The organism is Nonomuraea sp. NEAU-A123, assembly GCF_018603905.1.
GTDB lineage: Bacteria > Actinomycetota > Actinomycetes > Streptosporangiales > Streptosporangiaceae > Nonomuraea.
On record NZ_JAHFZZ010000002.1, the window covers coordinates 124019 to 138948 of the forward strand.

Annotated in this window: 13 protein-coding genes and 1 pseudogene; 8 read left to right on the forward strand and 6 right to left on the reverse strand. The window is 70.5% G+C overall.

Annotated features, from left to right (window positions below):
- Positions 1–170 precede the first annotated feature (170 nt).
- Positions 171–3380 (reverse strand): BTAD domain-containing putative transcriptional regulator, encoded by a 3210-nt coding sequence (locus KLK06_RS04625; RefSeq protein WP_250904921.1) that lies wholly within the window; start codon positions 3378–3380, stop codon positions 171–173.
- Positions 3381–3482: 102 nt separating this feature from the next.
- On the opposite strand from KLK06_RS04625, the gene KLK06_RS04630 reads away from it, so the two are divergent.
- Genes KLK06_RS04630 through KLK06_RS04640 form a run of 3 tightly spaced genes read left to right on the forward strand, consistent with a single transcriptional unit; the run spans position 3483 to position 5933 of the window.
- Positions 3483–4121 carry a hemerythrin domain-containing protein gene (locus KLK06_RS04630; RefSeq protein WP_214634047.1) on the forward strand — a complete coding sequence of 213 codons (639 nt, stop codon included), beginning with the start codon at positions 3483–3485 and terminating at the stop codon, positions 4119–4121.
- A 35-nt stretch (positions 4122–4156) separates the two neighbouring features.
- The gene (locus KLK06_RS04635; protein WP_214634048.1) at positions 4157–4600 is read left to right on the forward strand and encodes a DUF4267 domain-containing protein; all 444 of its coding nucleotides are present in this window, start codon (positions 4157–4159) and stop codon (positions 4598–4600) included.
- Between the two features lie 22 nt (positions 4601–4622).
- Positions 4623–5933, forward strand: coding sequence for an FAD-binding oxidoreductase (locus KLK06_RS04640; protein ID WP_214634049.1), 1311 nt, complete (start codon positions 4623–4625; stop codon positions 5931–5933).
- A gap of 224 nt (positions 5934–6157) precedes the next feature.
- On the opposite strand, the pseudogene KLK06_RS62955 reads toward KLK06_RS04640, so the two are convergent.
- Positions 6158–6810, reverse strand: a pseudogene (locus KLK06_RS62955) (Tn3 family transposase).
- 99 nt (positions 6811–6909) lie between these two features.
- On the opposite strand from KLK06_RS62955, the gene KLK06_RS04655 reads away from it, so the two are divergent.
- Together KLK06_RS04655 and KLK06_RS04660 are read left to right on the forward strand one after the other, a co-directional pair.
- Complete coding sequence (locus KLK06_RS04655; RefSeq protein ID WP_214634051.1) at positions 6910–7449, forward strand: transcriptional regulator; 540 nt, start codon at positions 6910–6912, stop codon at positions 7447–7449.
- Between the two features lie 20 nt (positions 7450–7469).
- On the forward strand, positions 7470–8750 hold the full coding sequence (locus KLK06_RS04660) for an MFS transporter (RefSeq protein ID WP_214634052.1): 1281 nt from the start codon (positions 7470–7472) through the stop codon (positions 8748–8750).
- Positions 8751–9298: 548 nt separating this feature from the next.
- On the opposite strand, the gene KLK06_RS04665 is transcribed toward KLK06_RS04660, so the two are convergent.
- Positions 9299–9529 (reverse strand): hypothetical protein, encoded by a 231-nt coding sequence (locus KLK06_RS04665; RefSeq protein ID WP_214634053.1) that lies wholly within the window; start codon positions 9527–9529, stop codon positions 9299–9301.
- Positions 9530–9546: 17 nt separating this feature from the next.
- Here KLK06_RS04665 and KLK06_RS04670 point away from each other — a divergent pair, with 17 nt between their 5' ends.
- Positions 9547–9987: a hypothetical protein gene (locus tag KLK06_RS04670; protein WP_214634054.1), complete on the forward strand. Its 441-nt coding sequence runs from the start codon at positions 9547–9549 to the stop codon at positions 9985–9987.
- 21 nt (positions 9988–10008) lie between these two features.
- Positions 10009–10773 (forward strand): cytochrome P450, encoded by a 765-nt coding sequence (locus KLK06_RS04675; protein WP_214634055.1) that lies wholly within the window; start codon positions 10009–10011, stop codon positions 10771–10773.
- A gap of 226 nt (positions 10774–10999) precedes the next feature.
- Here the strand turns inward: KLK06_RS04675 and KLK06_RS04680 are convergent, their stop codons facing one another.
- A complete protein-coding gene (locus KLK06_RS04680) occupies positions 11000–11980 on the reverse strand; it encodes an aldo/keto reductase (RefSeq protein WP_214634056.1) in 981 nt (326 codons plus the stop codon).
- A 292-nt stretch (positions 11981–12272) separates the two neighbouring features.
- Here KLK06_RS04680 and KLK06_RS04685 point away from each other — a divergent pair, with 292 nt between their 5' ends.
- Complete coding sequence (locus KLK06_RS04685) at positions 12273–13163, forward strand: helix-turn-helix transcriptional regulator (protein WP_214634057.1); 891 nt, start codon at positions 12273–12275, stop codon at positions 13161–13163.
- Positions 13164–13321: 158 nt separating this feature from the next.
- Here KLK06_RS04685 and KLK06_RS04690 read toward each other — a convergent pair whose 3' ends face one another.
- Together KLK06_RS04690 and KLK06_RS04695 are read right to left on the reverse strand one after the other, a co-directional pair.
- Positions 13322–13615, reverse strand: a complete 294-nt coding sequence (locus tag KLK06_RS04690) for a hypothetical protein (RefSeq protein WP_214634058.1) — start codon at positions 13613–13615, stop codon at positions 13322–13324.
- Positions 13612–14853: an MFS transporter gene (locus KLK06_RS04695; protein ID WP_250904922.1), complete on the reverse strand. Its 1242-nt coding sequence runs from the start codon at positions 14851–14853 to the stop codon at positions 13612–13614. The genes KLK06_RS04690 and KLK06_RS04695 overlap by 4 nt, the downstream gene beginning before the upstream one ends.
- Positions 14854–14930 lie beyond the last annotated feature (77 nt).

Sequence of the window (14930 nt, forward strand, 5' to 3'; positions counted from 1 at the left end):
GCGTACTGCTCGGGCGTCAGCGCGGCGACCGGATACTGAGGCCCGGCCACGACGGTCAGGCGGGCGAGGGTCTCGGCGTAGCCGGTGCGAGTGGTGACCGCCTGCACCGACTCCAGGAAGCGTTCGACCCTATGTGACAGATAATGCAAGTTCTGTGTCACAGATGTGCGCTAGGTGGTTGTTCGCGACCGGGCCTTGGCGGCCCAGTGGGGTGCGTTCCACCGGTCGGCGATGGTGGCGGCCTGGGTGAAGTGGGCGGCGGCCTCGATGCGGCCTAGGAAGACGGCCAGTTCACCGAGGGTGTGGGCGACCGGGCGCAGCGCCACCGACAGGCTCTCGGCGCCCGCCGGGGGGCCGTTGCGGTGCGGAAGCAGCGTCGCGTAGATCTCCTCGGCGGCGTCGCGGTCGTTCAAGGCGACGCTGGCCATCGCGCGCAACGTGGTGAGGAAGGTGAAGAAGAAGTCGGGGCGGATCGGGCTGGGTGACGCGCGGACCTCGCGGGCTTCAGCGTCCAAGCCGTTGGCGTGGAGGGCGAGCGCGAGCAGGTCGGAGGTCATGGGGCCGAGCGCGGTGTGGAGGGCGCGAACGTCGTCCAGGTGCGCACCGAGCGTGCCGTCGTTCAGCCAGATCGTGGCCAGGGCGAGTTGGAGAAAGCCCGTGTGCACCGATCCGGCGCGCCGCATGCCCTCGTCGGCCTTGATGTAGAGGAGTTCGGCGTCGGCGAAGCGGCCTTCGATGAGCGCCAGGGCCGCCAGCGTGATCTCGGTGACGGCGATCGCCTCGCGCATTCGATAGGTGCGCGCGAGTTCCAGGGCCTCGGTGATCACCTGGTGCATGGTCACCGGGTCGTTGGCGGCGGCGGCGACGGCGGCATGGTTGAGCAGCCCGGTGACGCGGTAGACCGGCAGGTCGTGCTCGGTGCCGATCTCCACGAGCTCCCGGCAGAGCTTGGCGTCGCCGTGGACTTCGGCCAGGATCTCGAGTGCCGCGGCCCGCAACCGGGGTTCGGTGGCGAGGTCGAGTGCCTCCTGCGCTGCCTCCAGAACGGTCGGGTCGTCCTCGCCGACCAGTTCGCGCGCGTACGCCGTCAGGAGCCGGGACCGCACCGAAGGGGTCAGGTCGCGCTTCAGCAGGCGGCTCAGGCGGTCGATGATGGGCCGGTCCACCGTGCCGTACGTACGGGCCTGCCAGGGGGTCGGCTCTGTCCATGCGGTGAATGCGGCGATCATCAGGTCGTCGCGGCCCAGGGACTCTGCGTACTCCACGGCTTCACGGCGTGTCTCGCGGGCGGTTGCGACGGCCCCCGCCCGGATCTGCGCGCGCAGCAGCCTGCCGAGCAATTCGACGCGTTCGTCCGGTCCGGTCGTGTTGGTGACGGCGTCGGTGAGGAGGTCGGCCGCCACGTCGTGGGCGTAGCGGGCCTCGGCAAGCTCGGCGGCCTGGACGCAGTAGCCGACGGCCTTCGGTGAGCCGGCGCGCGCGTAGTGATGGGCCAGCGCCGCGATGTCGTCGGTGCCTTCAAGAGCGGCGGCGATTCGGGCGTGCATCCGGGTAGCACGCAATCTGCTGACGTCGGCGATGAGCGTGTCCCTGACGAGGGCGTGGACGAAGCGGATGAGGCCTGGGCCGGGCTCGTCGAGGAGCCCGGCGATGACGCCCGCGTCCAGGGCGTCCATCACCCCGTCCTCGTCGGTGTCGGCGGCCTTGACGAGGACGTCCACCGAGCTCTCCCGGCCTGCGACCGCGGCGAGCCGGAGGACGGACACGCCTCCCTCTGGCAGGCGCGCGAGCCGGCGGCGCAGGACGTCCCGTACGCCTTCGGGGACCTCGGAGAGGGCGACCAGCGCGCCTTCGCCGTTCAGCAGCCGGGCGCTTTCGCGCACGTAGAACGGGTTGCCGCCGGTGCGCTCGGCGATCCCTGCGATGGTCTCCTCGTCGGCCTCGCATTCGGTCCGGACGAGCTCCGCGACGGCCTCGTCGTTCAGCCCCGGCAGCGCTAGGCGCAGGGGCGTGGCGCGCGCGAGGGAGGCCAGCGTTTCGGTGAGGTGCCCGCTCTCGTCCGCGCGGTACGCGGCGACGACCAGGATCGGGGCCCGCATGCCGAGGCCGCCGCCGAGCAGTTCCAGCGTGGTGGCGTCCGCCCAGTGCAGGTCGTCCAGCACGACGGCGACCGGGCGTTCCGTGGCGACCGCCGCGAGCCACTTCCACACGGCTTGGCGCAGGCGGAACCGTCCAGCGGTGGCGTCGGCGTTCACCGGCTCGGTGTCGGTGAGCAGCGGCGCGAGGTCGTCCGCGAACTCGCCCGGGGACGTGGTCGCGGCGGCGGCTCTCAGCGCCTCAGTCCAGGCCCACGCGGGCGGCGCGCTGTCGACATCGGGGCAGCGGCCGACGGCGACCAGCCACCCGTCACGTTCGAGCCGCCTGCCGAGGTGTTCCAGCAGCGTCGACTTGCCGAGCCCGGCCTCGCCGGTGACAAGGGCGATGCGGGCGCCATCGGTGGCGGCCTCGGCGGCGGCCGTGACCAGTGCCGACAGCTGTGCCTGGCGTCCGACGAACGGCGCCTCGATGATCGGAGCCGGCCGCGGCAGCGGCGCGGTCGGCGGTCGCGGGGGCACGGTCTCGCGCATGACGTCCGTGCGCTGGGTGAGGATCGCCTCCTCCAACGCCGTCAGGTCTGGGCCAGGGTCGAGCCCGAGCTCCTCGGCGAGGATGCCGCGGGCGCGGCGGAGCGTCGCCAGCGCGTCGGCTTGGCGGCCGCTGCTCCACAGTGCCAGGGCGTGCAGCCGCCAGCCTTCCTCGCGGAGGGGCTCGTCGCGGGTGAGCCGCTCGGCCTCGGGAACCACCGCGGCGGGGTCGCCGATGCGCAGACCCGCCGCGACGTGCAGTTCGGTGGCGACCAGGCGCAGCTCGTTCAGCCGGGCCGTCTCGGCGGCGGCCCACGGCTCGTCGACGACCTCGGCGAACGCCGGTCCCTGCCACAGTCCGAGCGCCTCGGCGAGCCGAGCCTGGGCGACGCGCGGGTCGGTGTCCGTACGGGCTTGGTCGAGCAGGTCCTCGAATCGCCACGCGTCCACCGACTCCGGCGGCAGCCGCAGCGCATAACCGGGCGACGCGCTCACCAGCAGCCGGGCCGGCGTGCGCGGCGGACGTCCGGGCTCCAGCAACCGGCGCAGGTTGGACACGTACGCCTGCAAGGACATCAGCGCCCGCGCGGGCGGCTCCCCGCGCCACAGGTCCTCGATCATCCGGTCGACCGGTACGACCTGCCCACGCGCCGCCACCAACAACGCCAGCACGCCCCGCTGCCGCGGCCCGCCCAGGGGAACGGGCTCGCCGCCGACCTCGGCCCCGAAAGAGCCCAGCACCCGGATGAAGACCATGATCCGCACATTTTACGTGGACGTTCCAAGTCGGCTCCAAATCCCCTCCAAACACCCGGGAGCAGTCTGAACACGTCGCAACCGATGAAGGGGCGGGAACAGATGAGCGTCAACACCCAGGACATGGAGATCGTCCACCGCGTGCTCCGCCGTGAGTCACGGCTGCTGATGGAGCTCGTCGCGGCCGTCACCCCGGGGGACACCGCTCGCGCCAAGGTGATCGCCGACCACTTCCGCGTCTACCGCATGGGCCTGCACAACCATCACGAGGGCGAGGACGAGCTGCTGTGGCCGCCGCTGCTTTCCCGGGTGGACCTGGAGGCCGACATCGTCCTGCGCATGCAGGCCCAGCACGAACGCATCGCGGCCACTCTGACCAGGCTGGACGCCACGGTCCCCGCCTGGGAGGCCACCGCGGGCGCCGACGAACGCGACACCCTCGTGGCCGCCCTCACCGAGCACCGCGCGGTCCTGCTGGAACACCTCGACGACGAGGAGGCCACCCTCCTCCCGCTCGCGGCCAAGCACATCACCGAACAGGAGTGGGCCTCCCTGGGCGACCACCTGGTGAACAACACCCCCAAGCTCACCCTGCTCACGCTCTTCGGCGCCGTCCTGGAAGACGCGAACCCGGCCGAGCGCGCCATCGTCCTCAGCGGCCTGCCCGCCCCGGTCCGCGTCATCTGGCACGTCATCGGCCGCCCCCGCTACGCCCGCCACATCCGCCGCGTCCGCGGCTGAACCCTGCCCAGTCTGAACATCAAAGGAGAACGACCATGTCACTGAAGAAGCTCAACACCGTCCTGGCCATCGCCGTCGTCCTGTTCACCCTCTACCTCGGGTTGTCCTTCGTCCTGCCCCTCGGGACGTCCTTCCCGGGCCTGCCGAACTGGCCCTCTGGCGACAGCGGCTTCCCTGTCGTGAAGGGCAGCCGCGAACTCGCGATGGGCCTGGCCATGGGCATCCTGCTGGTGACGGGCCACCGCCGCGCCCTGGGCTGGGTCCTGCTGATGGTGGCCGTCGCCCCGTTCGGCGACATGGTCAACGTCCTGGCCCACCACGGCTCCACGGCCGCCGCGTTCGGCATCCACGGCCTGACCGCGGCGCTGATCGCGGTCACGGGGTTGCTGATCCTCCGCGAGACCAGCAAGGCGCGCAAGGCCCAAGAGACCGCCACCCCAGCGTCCGCCGCGCAGCACGGTATTCCTTCGCATTTCTGAGAACTCGAAAAGGGAGACGACGATGACGATCAACGATTTGCGCGGTGTCCTCAAGGGACGCGTGCTCCTGCCCGATGACAACGGCTTTGAACAGGCGGCCACCGCGTGGAATCTGACCGTCCGGCAGCCGGTGGCGGCCGTGGCGGAGGCCGCGGATGCCGATGACGTGGCGGCGCTGGTGCGTTTCGCGCGGCGGGCGGGTATGACGGTGGCCGCGCAGCCGAGCGGGCATGGCGCCTCGGGTGATGTGGACGGCCTGATCCTGTTGCGTACCGGTCTGCTGAACGAGGTGGAGGTACGCGCGCAGGAGCGCGTGGTCCGGGTGGGTGCGGGCGTGAAGTGGGGGCAGGTGCTGGCGGCGGCCGGTCCGCTGGGTCTGACCGGCCTGTCCGGCAGCGCGCCGGGGGTCAGCGTGACCGGCTACACCCTGGGCGGTGGGGTCGGCTGGTTCAGCCGCAAGTACGGCTTGGCCTCCGACAGCGTGCGGGCTATCGACATCGTGGACGCCGATGGCGAGCCGGGCCGGGTGAGCGCCGAGTCCGATCCCGAGCTGTTCTGGGCGCTGCGCGGCGGTGGCGGGGACTTCGCGGTGGTGACCGCCCTCGAACTCGAGCTGTATCCCGCGCCAGTCCTGTACGGCGGGCGCGTGATCTGGCCGGAGCACCGGACCAGGGAGGTGTACGACGCGTTCCTGGAGATCACCGCCGAGGCGCCGCGTGAACTCAGTGTCTGGATCAACCGGCTCCAGCCACCCGGCGCGCCGCCGATGGTCACGCTGGATCTGGCCTACCTGGGTGAGGCGGGTCAGGGGGAGGACCTGCTGGCGCGCATCGACAAGATCGAGGGCGCGATCTCCGACAGTCGCGGCGTCGTCCCGGTTGCCGACCTGGGCGCCATCGCCGCCGAGCCCACCGATCCGGCCCCATCCATCACTCGTGCGGAGTTGCTCACCGGCCTGGACGCGGACGCGGTGGAGCTCCTGCTGGCCAAGCCGATCGAACCGCTCATCAACGTGCAGATCAGGCACCTGGGCGGGGCGCTCGCCGAGCCGGGCGGCGGGGCTGGTGCGAGCGGCGCGGTGGCTGAGCCGTACCTGCTCGGCCTGCTGGGTCTCGGCCTGCCGCACGCGGCCGATGCGACGCGCGCCAAGCAGGCCGAGGTCGTGGCCGACCTGGAGGCCTACATCAGCGGCCGCAAGCCGTACACCCTGCTGTCCCCCGGTGACACGGCCGCGAAGTCCTTCTCCGCCAGCGCGCTCACGCGGCTGCGGGAGATCAAGCGGGCCCGTGACCCGCACAACGTGTTCCGCGCGAACTACCCGGTGCTCGGATAGATCGCTTCCCAGCAGGTCACGGCCCCTCCGCCCACCGGGGCGGCGGGGCCGCACCGAACCCGCGTGACAGATGTCGCCGCGAGCACTGTGAAGGACACACCCACACAGGAAGGACTCGCACAATGAGAGGTATCCGGTGCACCGTAGCGATCAGCAGATGCGACGGCGACTCGACCGCAGCCCGCGCCCGCCAGGACGCCAGCACCGAATCGGCGCAGAACCTATCAGGGCGTCAGTCCCAGCTCACGCAGTTGCACGGGCCGCAGCAGCCGCCAGCCGCTGGTGTCGAGCTTGGCCAGCTCCGCCTCCACATCCACGTTGATGACGCCGAAGAAGTTGATGTTGTCGCTGTGCCCGGGCGAGATGTGCGAAAGGATCTCTTCGCTCACTTCCCGGCCCTGGGAGCGCAGCTCCGGATGCGGCCGGGTGATGGTGCCCTGCTGGGCGTAGTGCAAGTCGCGGCGCAGCGCGTGCAGGCTCTCGCTCTTGTTCAATTGCCGCGAGATCTTCCTCCTGAAGGCCGGGTCTGACAGGTATTTGGCCAGGTGGACGGTCCTTCTGAGCATGCCCCACTCCTTCAGCGCGGCGGCCAGGGTGTTCTGCCGCGAGGCGACCGACCACTTGCCGACGATCAGCGAGGCGGTGGCCTGGCGTGCGGGTAGCGCTTGGAGATCTCGGTCGGGGTGTCGTCACGGACCACGGTGACCCGGGTCGGATCCCGCATCCTCGGCGTGCGGGCCTTGCCGACCAGGTCGAACAGCGCAAAGTTGATGAGCGTGGCGCCGTGCGTATCTGTTGCGTGCTCGGCGATCGGAAGGTCGGTGGCGTTGCCGAGGAAGTCGTCCAGGACATAGGGCGCCTCCCGCGCCGTCGGCACGATGATCTTCGTGCTCGGGGATAGATCCGTTAGACCAGCGCCATATTGCTAGGCCTAAACCCCTTGCGCAATGGTCAAGGATCGTTGACCATTGTCCGCATGCCTACCGATGATCTCCCCGAGACGTTTCACGTCACCACTGACGAGCAGCTACGCGCCGTCTCCAATCTCACGCGTCACCGGATCATGGCCGTGCTCCGCTTCGAGCCGGCGACGATCACGCAGATCGCCCAGCGGGTGGGCCTTGCGAAGGGGAGTTCCAGCTATCACGTGCGGCTACTGGAGCGGGCCGGCCTGGTGAAGGTGGTGCGGACGCGGAAAGTGAGAGGGGTCACCGAGCGGTACTACGCGATGGCCGCGCGGTCGATCGAGCTGCCGGATCCAGGGCCGGGGCAGCCGGACGTGCTGCTGCGGAACGCGGTGGCGGACCTGGAGGCGTCGCCGGTGGATGGTGAGCGGCACGTACGGATGGCACATCTGCGACTCACCGAGGAGCAGTTCACGGAGCTGGGGGCGCGGCTGCAGGCACTGGCGGATGAGTACCGGACGCTGTCTGATCCATCGCTTCCAGACGTGTCGCTGGTCTTCGCGCTGTTCCGGCCGGCTCCGCGCCAGCAGGTCGAGGGGGACGCCAAGTGACCCCGAATCTGACAAATGATGTGGCGAAGTTGCCCACCGGGTTCGGGCGACTGTGGACCGCGCAGACGGTGTCCTCGCTCGGTGACGGGGTGACGCATGCCGCGCTGCCGCTGCTGGCATTGACGTTGACGCGGGATCCGATGGCGCTGGCCGTCGTCGCGGCCGCCGGGACACTGCCCTGGCTGCTGTTCGGAGTGCTCGGCGGTGCGCTGGTGGACCGCTGGGACCGCCGCCGCACGATGTGGGTCACGGACGCCGCACGTGCGGTGCTGCTCGCCATACCCGCTGCGGCGGCGGCGCTCGATGTGCTGAGCATCCCGCTGCTGGCGGCCGTCGCGTTCCTGCTCGCCCTCGGCGGGCTGTTCTTCGACACGGCCGCCACGGCGTACCTGCCGGATCTGCTCGGCCGCGACCCCGCCCAGCTGGAACGCGCCAACGCTCGCCTGCGCGGCGCCCAGACCGCAGCGTCCGGCTTCGCCGGGCCACCTGCGGGCAGTGCGCTGCTCGCGCTCGGACGTTCGGTTCCGCTGCTCGCCGACGCGGTGTCGTTCGCGCTGTCCGCACTGCTCGTCCGGTCGCTGCCCGCCGTGCCGCGGCCGGCCGCAAGCGCCCGCGAGTCGCTGCTCCGGCAGGCGCGGGCCGGGGCCTCCTACGTCTTCCGGGACCGGCTGCTGCTCGGGCTCGCGCTCCGTCCGGCGGTCGGGAACGTCGCTTTCCTAGCCGTGGAGACCGTCCTGGCCCTGTTCGCCCGTGAACGTCTCGGCGTCGGCGCCTTCGGCTTCGGCCTGCTCCTCACCGCCGAGGCCACCGGCGGCCTGCTCGGCGCGGGCATCGCCTCCTTCCTCGGCCGGCGCCTGGGCACCGGCACCGCGCTGACCTGCACCGCCGCAATCGAGGGCCTCGCCATCCTGGGGCTCGCCTCTGCCCCGAACCCGTACGTGGCCGGGCTCGCGCTCGCCGTCTGCGGGGCGGGCATGGGCGCCACGATGGTGCTCGGCCCCTCCCTCCGGCAGGCCATCGTCCCCGCCCACCTGATGGGCCGGGTCGCCTCCACCTCCCGCATGCTCGCCATGTGCGCCGCCCCGTTCGGTGCCTTCCTCGGCGGCTGGCTGGCCACCACCTACGACCTGAGCACCCCGCTCTACGCCGCCGCCGGCCTCCTGCTCACCATGACCGCTGTCACCGCGACCATGACCAGCAACCGCCGCGTCGAGACCGCACTGCGCAGCGCGCGCCTGCAAGCCGACCCGGCCGACCAGCACCCCACCAAAGAGAGCGCTGTACACACCACATCCAGGTGACGGGCATCGCTTGCAGGCCACAACACCTCCACCCGCATCGGAACGGTCAGTGGCGACAAGCCGAGCCCCGCAAGCTGCTCTGACGCCACTGACCGCTCGGTTGCTGCAGCCCCCACACGCGATGGTGCCCCACCTGCGCTGCACCTCGGCCTTCAGCGCCGAGAGATTCCTCGGCTCGGGCAGCTTGTCGAGCTTGCACACCGACACCCACGGCTTGCCGTTCCGGGTGACGATCTTCACGCCGCCGGTGGTGCCCTCGGCCATCGCGGGGTTGAGCCTGTCCAGGGAGCCGGTCAGGCGCTGCTTGAGGCTGTCGACGAACTGCTCGGCGCCCATCGGCTTGGACAGGGCGAAGTGGTGGACGTCCCGGTTGGCCTCGAAGTCGCCCGGCAGATCCTCATCCGGGCGGCGCCCTGGACGTAGATCTCCCGGCGGCGTATGGCGTCCCGCAGCGCGATCAGCACGCACAGCTCATCCGCCATCCACTGCACCCACCGCTCCTCGTCCTCCTCGGTCGGCGGCCGCGTCCCGAACGCTGTGTGGATCGTCTAGAGATCCATTTCCTGATTGATGAACGCCCGCCGCAACGTGATCGATTTCGAACGCAAGCCCTCGCACAGCGAAGCACACCTGACCGTTGCCTCGATCACGCTCATGACCAGGCGGCTTACCAGGAAAAAGCCGCCGGCATGGGCCCGCCTGATCCTGCTCGACGGTTGCCCGGGATCGACAACACCCTCTGAACATTGCGGCCGGCTGGTTCTGCTGTCCGCTGCCACTGACAGAATGTGCGGCTATGCCGGACATTCTGTCGTCGAGTTACGAACTGCTGGTGATCCGCACGGACTTCTCCGCCCCGCAGGCGTGGGAGGCCGTCCGCGCGACGATCGGATCGATGGTGGACAACGAATGGATTCTGGAGGACGACGAGGGCGAGTTCGTCGCGCCGGTGCAATACCTTGATGATCCGGCCTACGAAGGCGCCACAGCGGAGGAGATCCTCGCGCTGCTGCCGGAGGAATACGATCCCGCGTTCTTTGTCGTGGTGGACGAAGTCGCTGTCCGTTTGCCGGAGATGCCGCTGCTTCTCGTCGACCTGAGGGTGGAGAGGGGGCGGCAGATGCGGGTCATCGCGACTGAGCTGTATTCGATCGAGGCCAACCTCTCGATCGGCAACATGGACTTCGCCGAATTCGCCGACGCCATGGACGAAGAGGGTATCTTCCGCGGGTTCTGACGAAGGCCGCCAGAACGGCACATGAATATCCGAACTCAGCCGGGCGGGTGGGTGCGGAGTGCCGACGATGTTCCCGCATCCACTCCCACCACCACGATCTGCGGCACGGCCACGGCCTGGTTCTGCTTCGGCGGCGGCACCCGAGACTCCCGCGTCACCGAGATCGCGGACGCCTCCCTCGCGGCCTTCTACGGAATCCTGAAGATCCTGGAGATCGGCGAGGTCCGCGTCCGCTGGCTCCCGCGCCCGGCCGCCAAGAAGACCATCCAGGCCAACGAGGCCCTGCACGCCCTGATCAAGGAGGAGATCGCCGACGAGGCGGCCGGGCCCCTCTCGATCGGCCAGGCCGTCGGCGCGCGCGCCCTCCCGCTCGCCGACGGCTTCCTGCGCGAGGTGCTGCGCCTCCATCCACCCCAGTGGATGCTCAGCCGTACGGCGTTGCGACCCACTCGGCTGGGGCCGTACCCCCTGGACACCGGCCAGCAGGTGATGGTCTGCACCTACCTCATCCACCGCGATCCCCGCTGGTGGGACGACCCGGAGGCGTTCTCACCCCAACGCTGGCACCAGGCGCCCAAACGCGGCCTCTACCTCCCGTTCGGCGCGGGCCCGCGCGGCTGTCCTGGCTCCCCGCTGGCCAAGATCCAGCTCATGGCGCTGACGTTGCTGCTGGCGCGCGACTACCGTCTCCAGGTACGGCACGGCGACCCGGAGTTCGGCGGGCTGCTCAAGCCAGCGGGCGCGCTGACCCTCATGGAACCGGCTGAAGATCGGTCGTTTGGCTGAGTCGCCATGGACACGTGGCCGATCCCCACACCCCCGCTGGCCGGCCGCCGATCGAGCTGCCGACGCCAGCTGGGACGAGATCGCCGCCGTGCTCGACGTCAGCGCCGACCGCCGAAGGGCTACGCCCCTTCCACGACGGCACGATCGACACCGTGCCCGCGCCGACGGCCTAGGAAGGGCGCCGCGTCGGGATCGCGGTCCCCTTCACATGCGTGTACGTGGCGGGTCAGCGGTCGATGGCGGCCATGTTGGTTTCGTCGTGGCGTTCGCCGGCGGCGGGGGTGAGGTTGTTGAGCCGGTCGACCTGGTCGGCGGTGAGTTCGACGGTGTCGGCGGCGGTGTTCTCCTCGACGCGGGCGACCCGGCGGGTGCCGGGGATCGGGGCGATGTCGTCGCCTCGGGTGAGCAGCCAGGCCAGCGCGATCTGTGCCGGGGTCGCGTCGGCTTCGGCGGCGATGGCCTGGACCTCGTCGACGACGCGCAGGTTGCGCTGGAAGTTCTCGCCGGTGAAGCGGGGGTTGGTCTTGCGCCAGTCGTCATCGGGGATGTCGTCGGGGGTGCGGATCTGGCCGGTGAGGAAGCCGTGGCCGAGCGGCGAGTAGGGCACGAACCCGACCCCCAGTTCCCGCAGCAACGGCAGCAGTTCGTCCTCGGGGTCGCGCGTCCATAGCGAGTACTCGGTCTGGAGCGCGGCGAGCGGGTGGACGGCGTGGGCGCGGCGGATCGTGGCGGGAGCGGCCTCGGACAGGCCGATGTGCAGGACCTTGCCCTCGGCGACCAGGCCGGCCAGTGCGCCGACGGTCTCCTCGATCGGGGTGTCCGGGTCGACGCGGTGCTGGTAGTACAGGTCGATGTGGTCGGTGCCCAGCCGCTGCAAGGAGCCCTCGACGGCGGCGCGAACGTTGGCGGCGCTGCTGTCGGTCACGCCGGGTCCGCCGCCGGAGTGGGAGACGAGGCCGAACTTGGTGGCGACCACAACCTGGTCACGGCGGCCCTTGATCGCTCGGCCGACTATTTCCTCGCTGTGGAAGGGGCCGTAGATCTCGGCGGTGTCGATGTGGGTGACGCCCAGGTCGAGTGCACGGTGGATGGTACGGATCGACTCGGCGTCGTCCAGGCCCCCGCCGCCGGTGTAGATACCGGCCATCGTCATGGCTCCCAGCCCGATCCGGGAGACGTCCAGCCCACCCAGGGACACATGCTTCATCAGCTGACTCCTTGTTGTTTCTCACCTTGCGGCCGGACACGGCTAGAACCGTGCCCCGCCGATGTCAGGCGCTCGCCATGGCCTCACCAAGCGCGAGGAAAACGGCCCTGCGGCCTTGGTGCCGGCCCGGGGCGGGCGGCCCCGGGCTTCCAGCCGGAGGCCCGTCGCGCGAGATCGGCCATCGGCGCTTGAAGACCATGCAACCCGGTGCCCGGCCTGGGGAGAAGTCACTGCTGGAAGGTGTGCCAGCAGCCCACCCCTCGGCCTTCGATCCTCACCTAACCTGGGAAAAGTGGACAACCGCCAAGAGGTCAAGACCTTCCTCACCTCCCGCCGCGCCAAGATCAGCCCTGGGCAGGCTGGGCTGATCGACTCTGGCCGACGCCGGGTGCCGGGACTGCGTCGCAGCGAGGTCGCCGACCTGGCCGGGCTCAGCGTGGAGTACTACGCCCAGCTGGAGCGCGGCAACCTGGCCGGAGTCTCCGGCAGCGTCTTGGACGCCCTAGCCCGCGCACTGCGGCTGGATGACGCCGAGCGGGCCCACCTGGCCGACCTCGCCCGCGCCGCCGGCCCCGCGGGCCGCCCGCGCCGTCGACGGCCCGCCCAGCACATCCGGCCGAGTCTCGCCCGTGTCCTGGAGGGAATGACCGAGGTCCCGGCCATGGTCAACAACGGGCGCCTCGACGCCCTGGCCGCCAACCACCTCGGCATGGCCTTGTTCGCGCCCGTGTTCGCCGACCCGACCCGCCCCGCCGGCCAGATCGCCAACCACGCCCGCTTCACTTTCCTCAACCCCAGCGCCCACACCTTCTGGCCCGACTGGGAACGCGCCGCCGACGACAGCGTCGCCACCCTGCGCACCGAAGCCGGCCGCGACCCCTACGACAAGGCCCTCACCGACCTCGTAGGCGAACTGTCCACCCACAGCGACGCCTTCCGCACCCGCTGGGCCGCGCACGACGTCCGCCTGCACCGCACCGGCACCAAACACCTCCACCACCCCGTCGTCGGCGACCTCCACCTGTCCTATGAAGTCCTGGGCCTGGCCGCCGACCCTGGCCTGTCCCTCATCGCCTTCACCGCCCCACCCGGCACACCCGACGACGACGCCCTCAAACTCCTCGCCAGCTGGGCCGCCACCCACACACCCGCCGACGCCCTGACACCACCCGATCGCCATTAGCCACAGCGGGGGAGAAGTACGCCGATTGATCAACGGCGCAAGATCAAAAGTTCAGCAACGCCCTCTAACGTGACTTACCGTCCTTCAAGCGGCTGACCAGCTAGTTCGCTTGACAACCCAAGGGTGGGCGTGTTCCCCGGTCGCTCTGGCCTCGAGCGTCACGAGCTGCTTCGCCGGGCTCGAGATGGTTTGGGGCTGTGCGGGAGCACTCTTTCAAGCTGGCTCAGCGCCATGTCGGTCTTGTGATCCGGCTGCCCGTTGGTCCGCAGCGAGATCAGCCGCATCGCGCCGTAACGGCGCTCCAGCCCGGGGCGGCGGACGATCGACGTCACGGCGCCGTACGGTGCGTTGTACTCGATCACGATCGCGGACCGGTCGCTGATCGCACTGGCCAGAGCGCGGCAGTCGCCGGCGGACATCAAGCCGTCCCCCGAGGCGATCGCCGAGCTCACGAGCCTGCTCGCGCCCGGCGGCAGCAACTGCTGAGCCGCGTTCCTTGATCCTTCTCGGTGGCAACGGCGGAGGCGGAGAGGAGCGTCGCACCGGCGAGGCTGCCCCAGAGGGCGGCGGAACCGTGGGCGGCGAGAGCGGTGATGACCGCCGGGGAGACGGCGAGACCGAAGCCCGTGGAGAGCTGGAAGCGGGCGAGGGCGCGTCCCAGGACATGGGCCGGGGCGAGGGCGGTGACGAGCGCGGTGGCGCTGCCGGCATAGATGATCTCGCCGATGGTGCAGACCACGGACACCGCGGCGACGGCCGGGGCACCCCAGCCGTGTCCCAGTGAGGTGGCCGCGAGGAAACCGAGGTAGGACGCGGCGAGCACGACGCCGGAGAGAGCCAGCACGGTCCGCCGGGAGAAGCGGGACAGCAGGACCGTGACCGGAACCTGCAGGGTGACCACCAGCACCGTGTTGGCCACGAAGATGGCTGCCGACCACACCGGGGTTGCGTGCATCTGCGTCACCAGGACCAGAGGGAGCGCGATTTCGAAGAGGTTGAGGCAGAAGACGTAGACCACGTTGGCGGCCAGCAGCGCGCGCATCCGAGGTGCGGGCCCGCCGGCCCTGTCCTTGGCCGGAGTAGCGGCTGGATGCGTGTGCAGGTGGACCGACCATGCCAAGGCCGCCGCGGCGAGATAGGCGAGCCCGGTGACGGCTGCCAGCGCCTGCAATGCGGTGGTGCCGCCCGCCAGGCATGCGGTGGCGAGGAGGGCGCCCGCGCCCAGGCCGGCGTTGCGCAGGGCGCGGCTTGCCGCCAGAGCGGCGTCGCGTTCGCGGCCGTGGGCGACCGTGGCCACGAGGGCTGCATGGGCGGCCGGCCATGCCTGGTTGCCGATGCCGAGGAAGAGTGCCGCCGTCGCGAACAGCCACACGTGCCCCGCCGGAGTGGCCAGCAGCAGCGCCACGCCCAGCACCCGCACCAGCATCGACGCTGCCACGACCGTGCTGCGTGCGCCCCGGTCCAGCCATCGGCCGACCGCGGGCATGCACACCAGACCCATGACGGCGCCGACCGTCATGGCGATGCCGGTGGCCGACGCGGACAGCCTCAGCACCGTCACCCCGTAGAGCAACAGAAAGGGCCGCAGCAGGCCGGTGCCGAGCGCGTCCACGGCCAGGGCGACGGCATAGCGGGGGCCTCCGGAGGCACGGACGAGGGCGCGCGGCTGGATCTTGGTGATGGTTGCCATGGCGTCAACGATGCGTTCGCCCGCCGGGCCGACTGTGTCGGTTGACGGACACCGTCAATCGACGCGGTCGTCGGCCA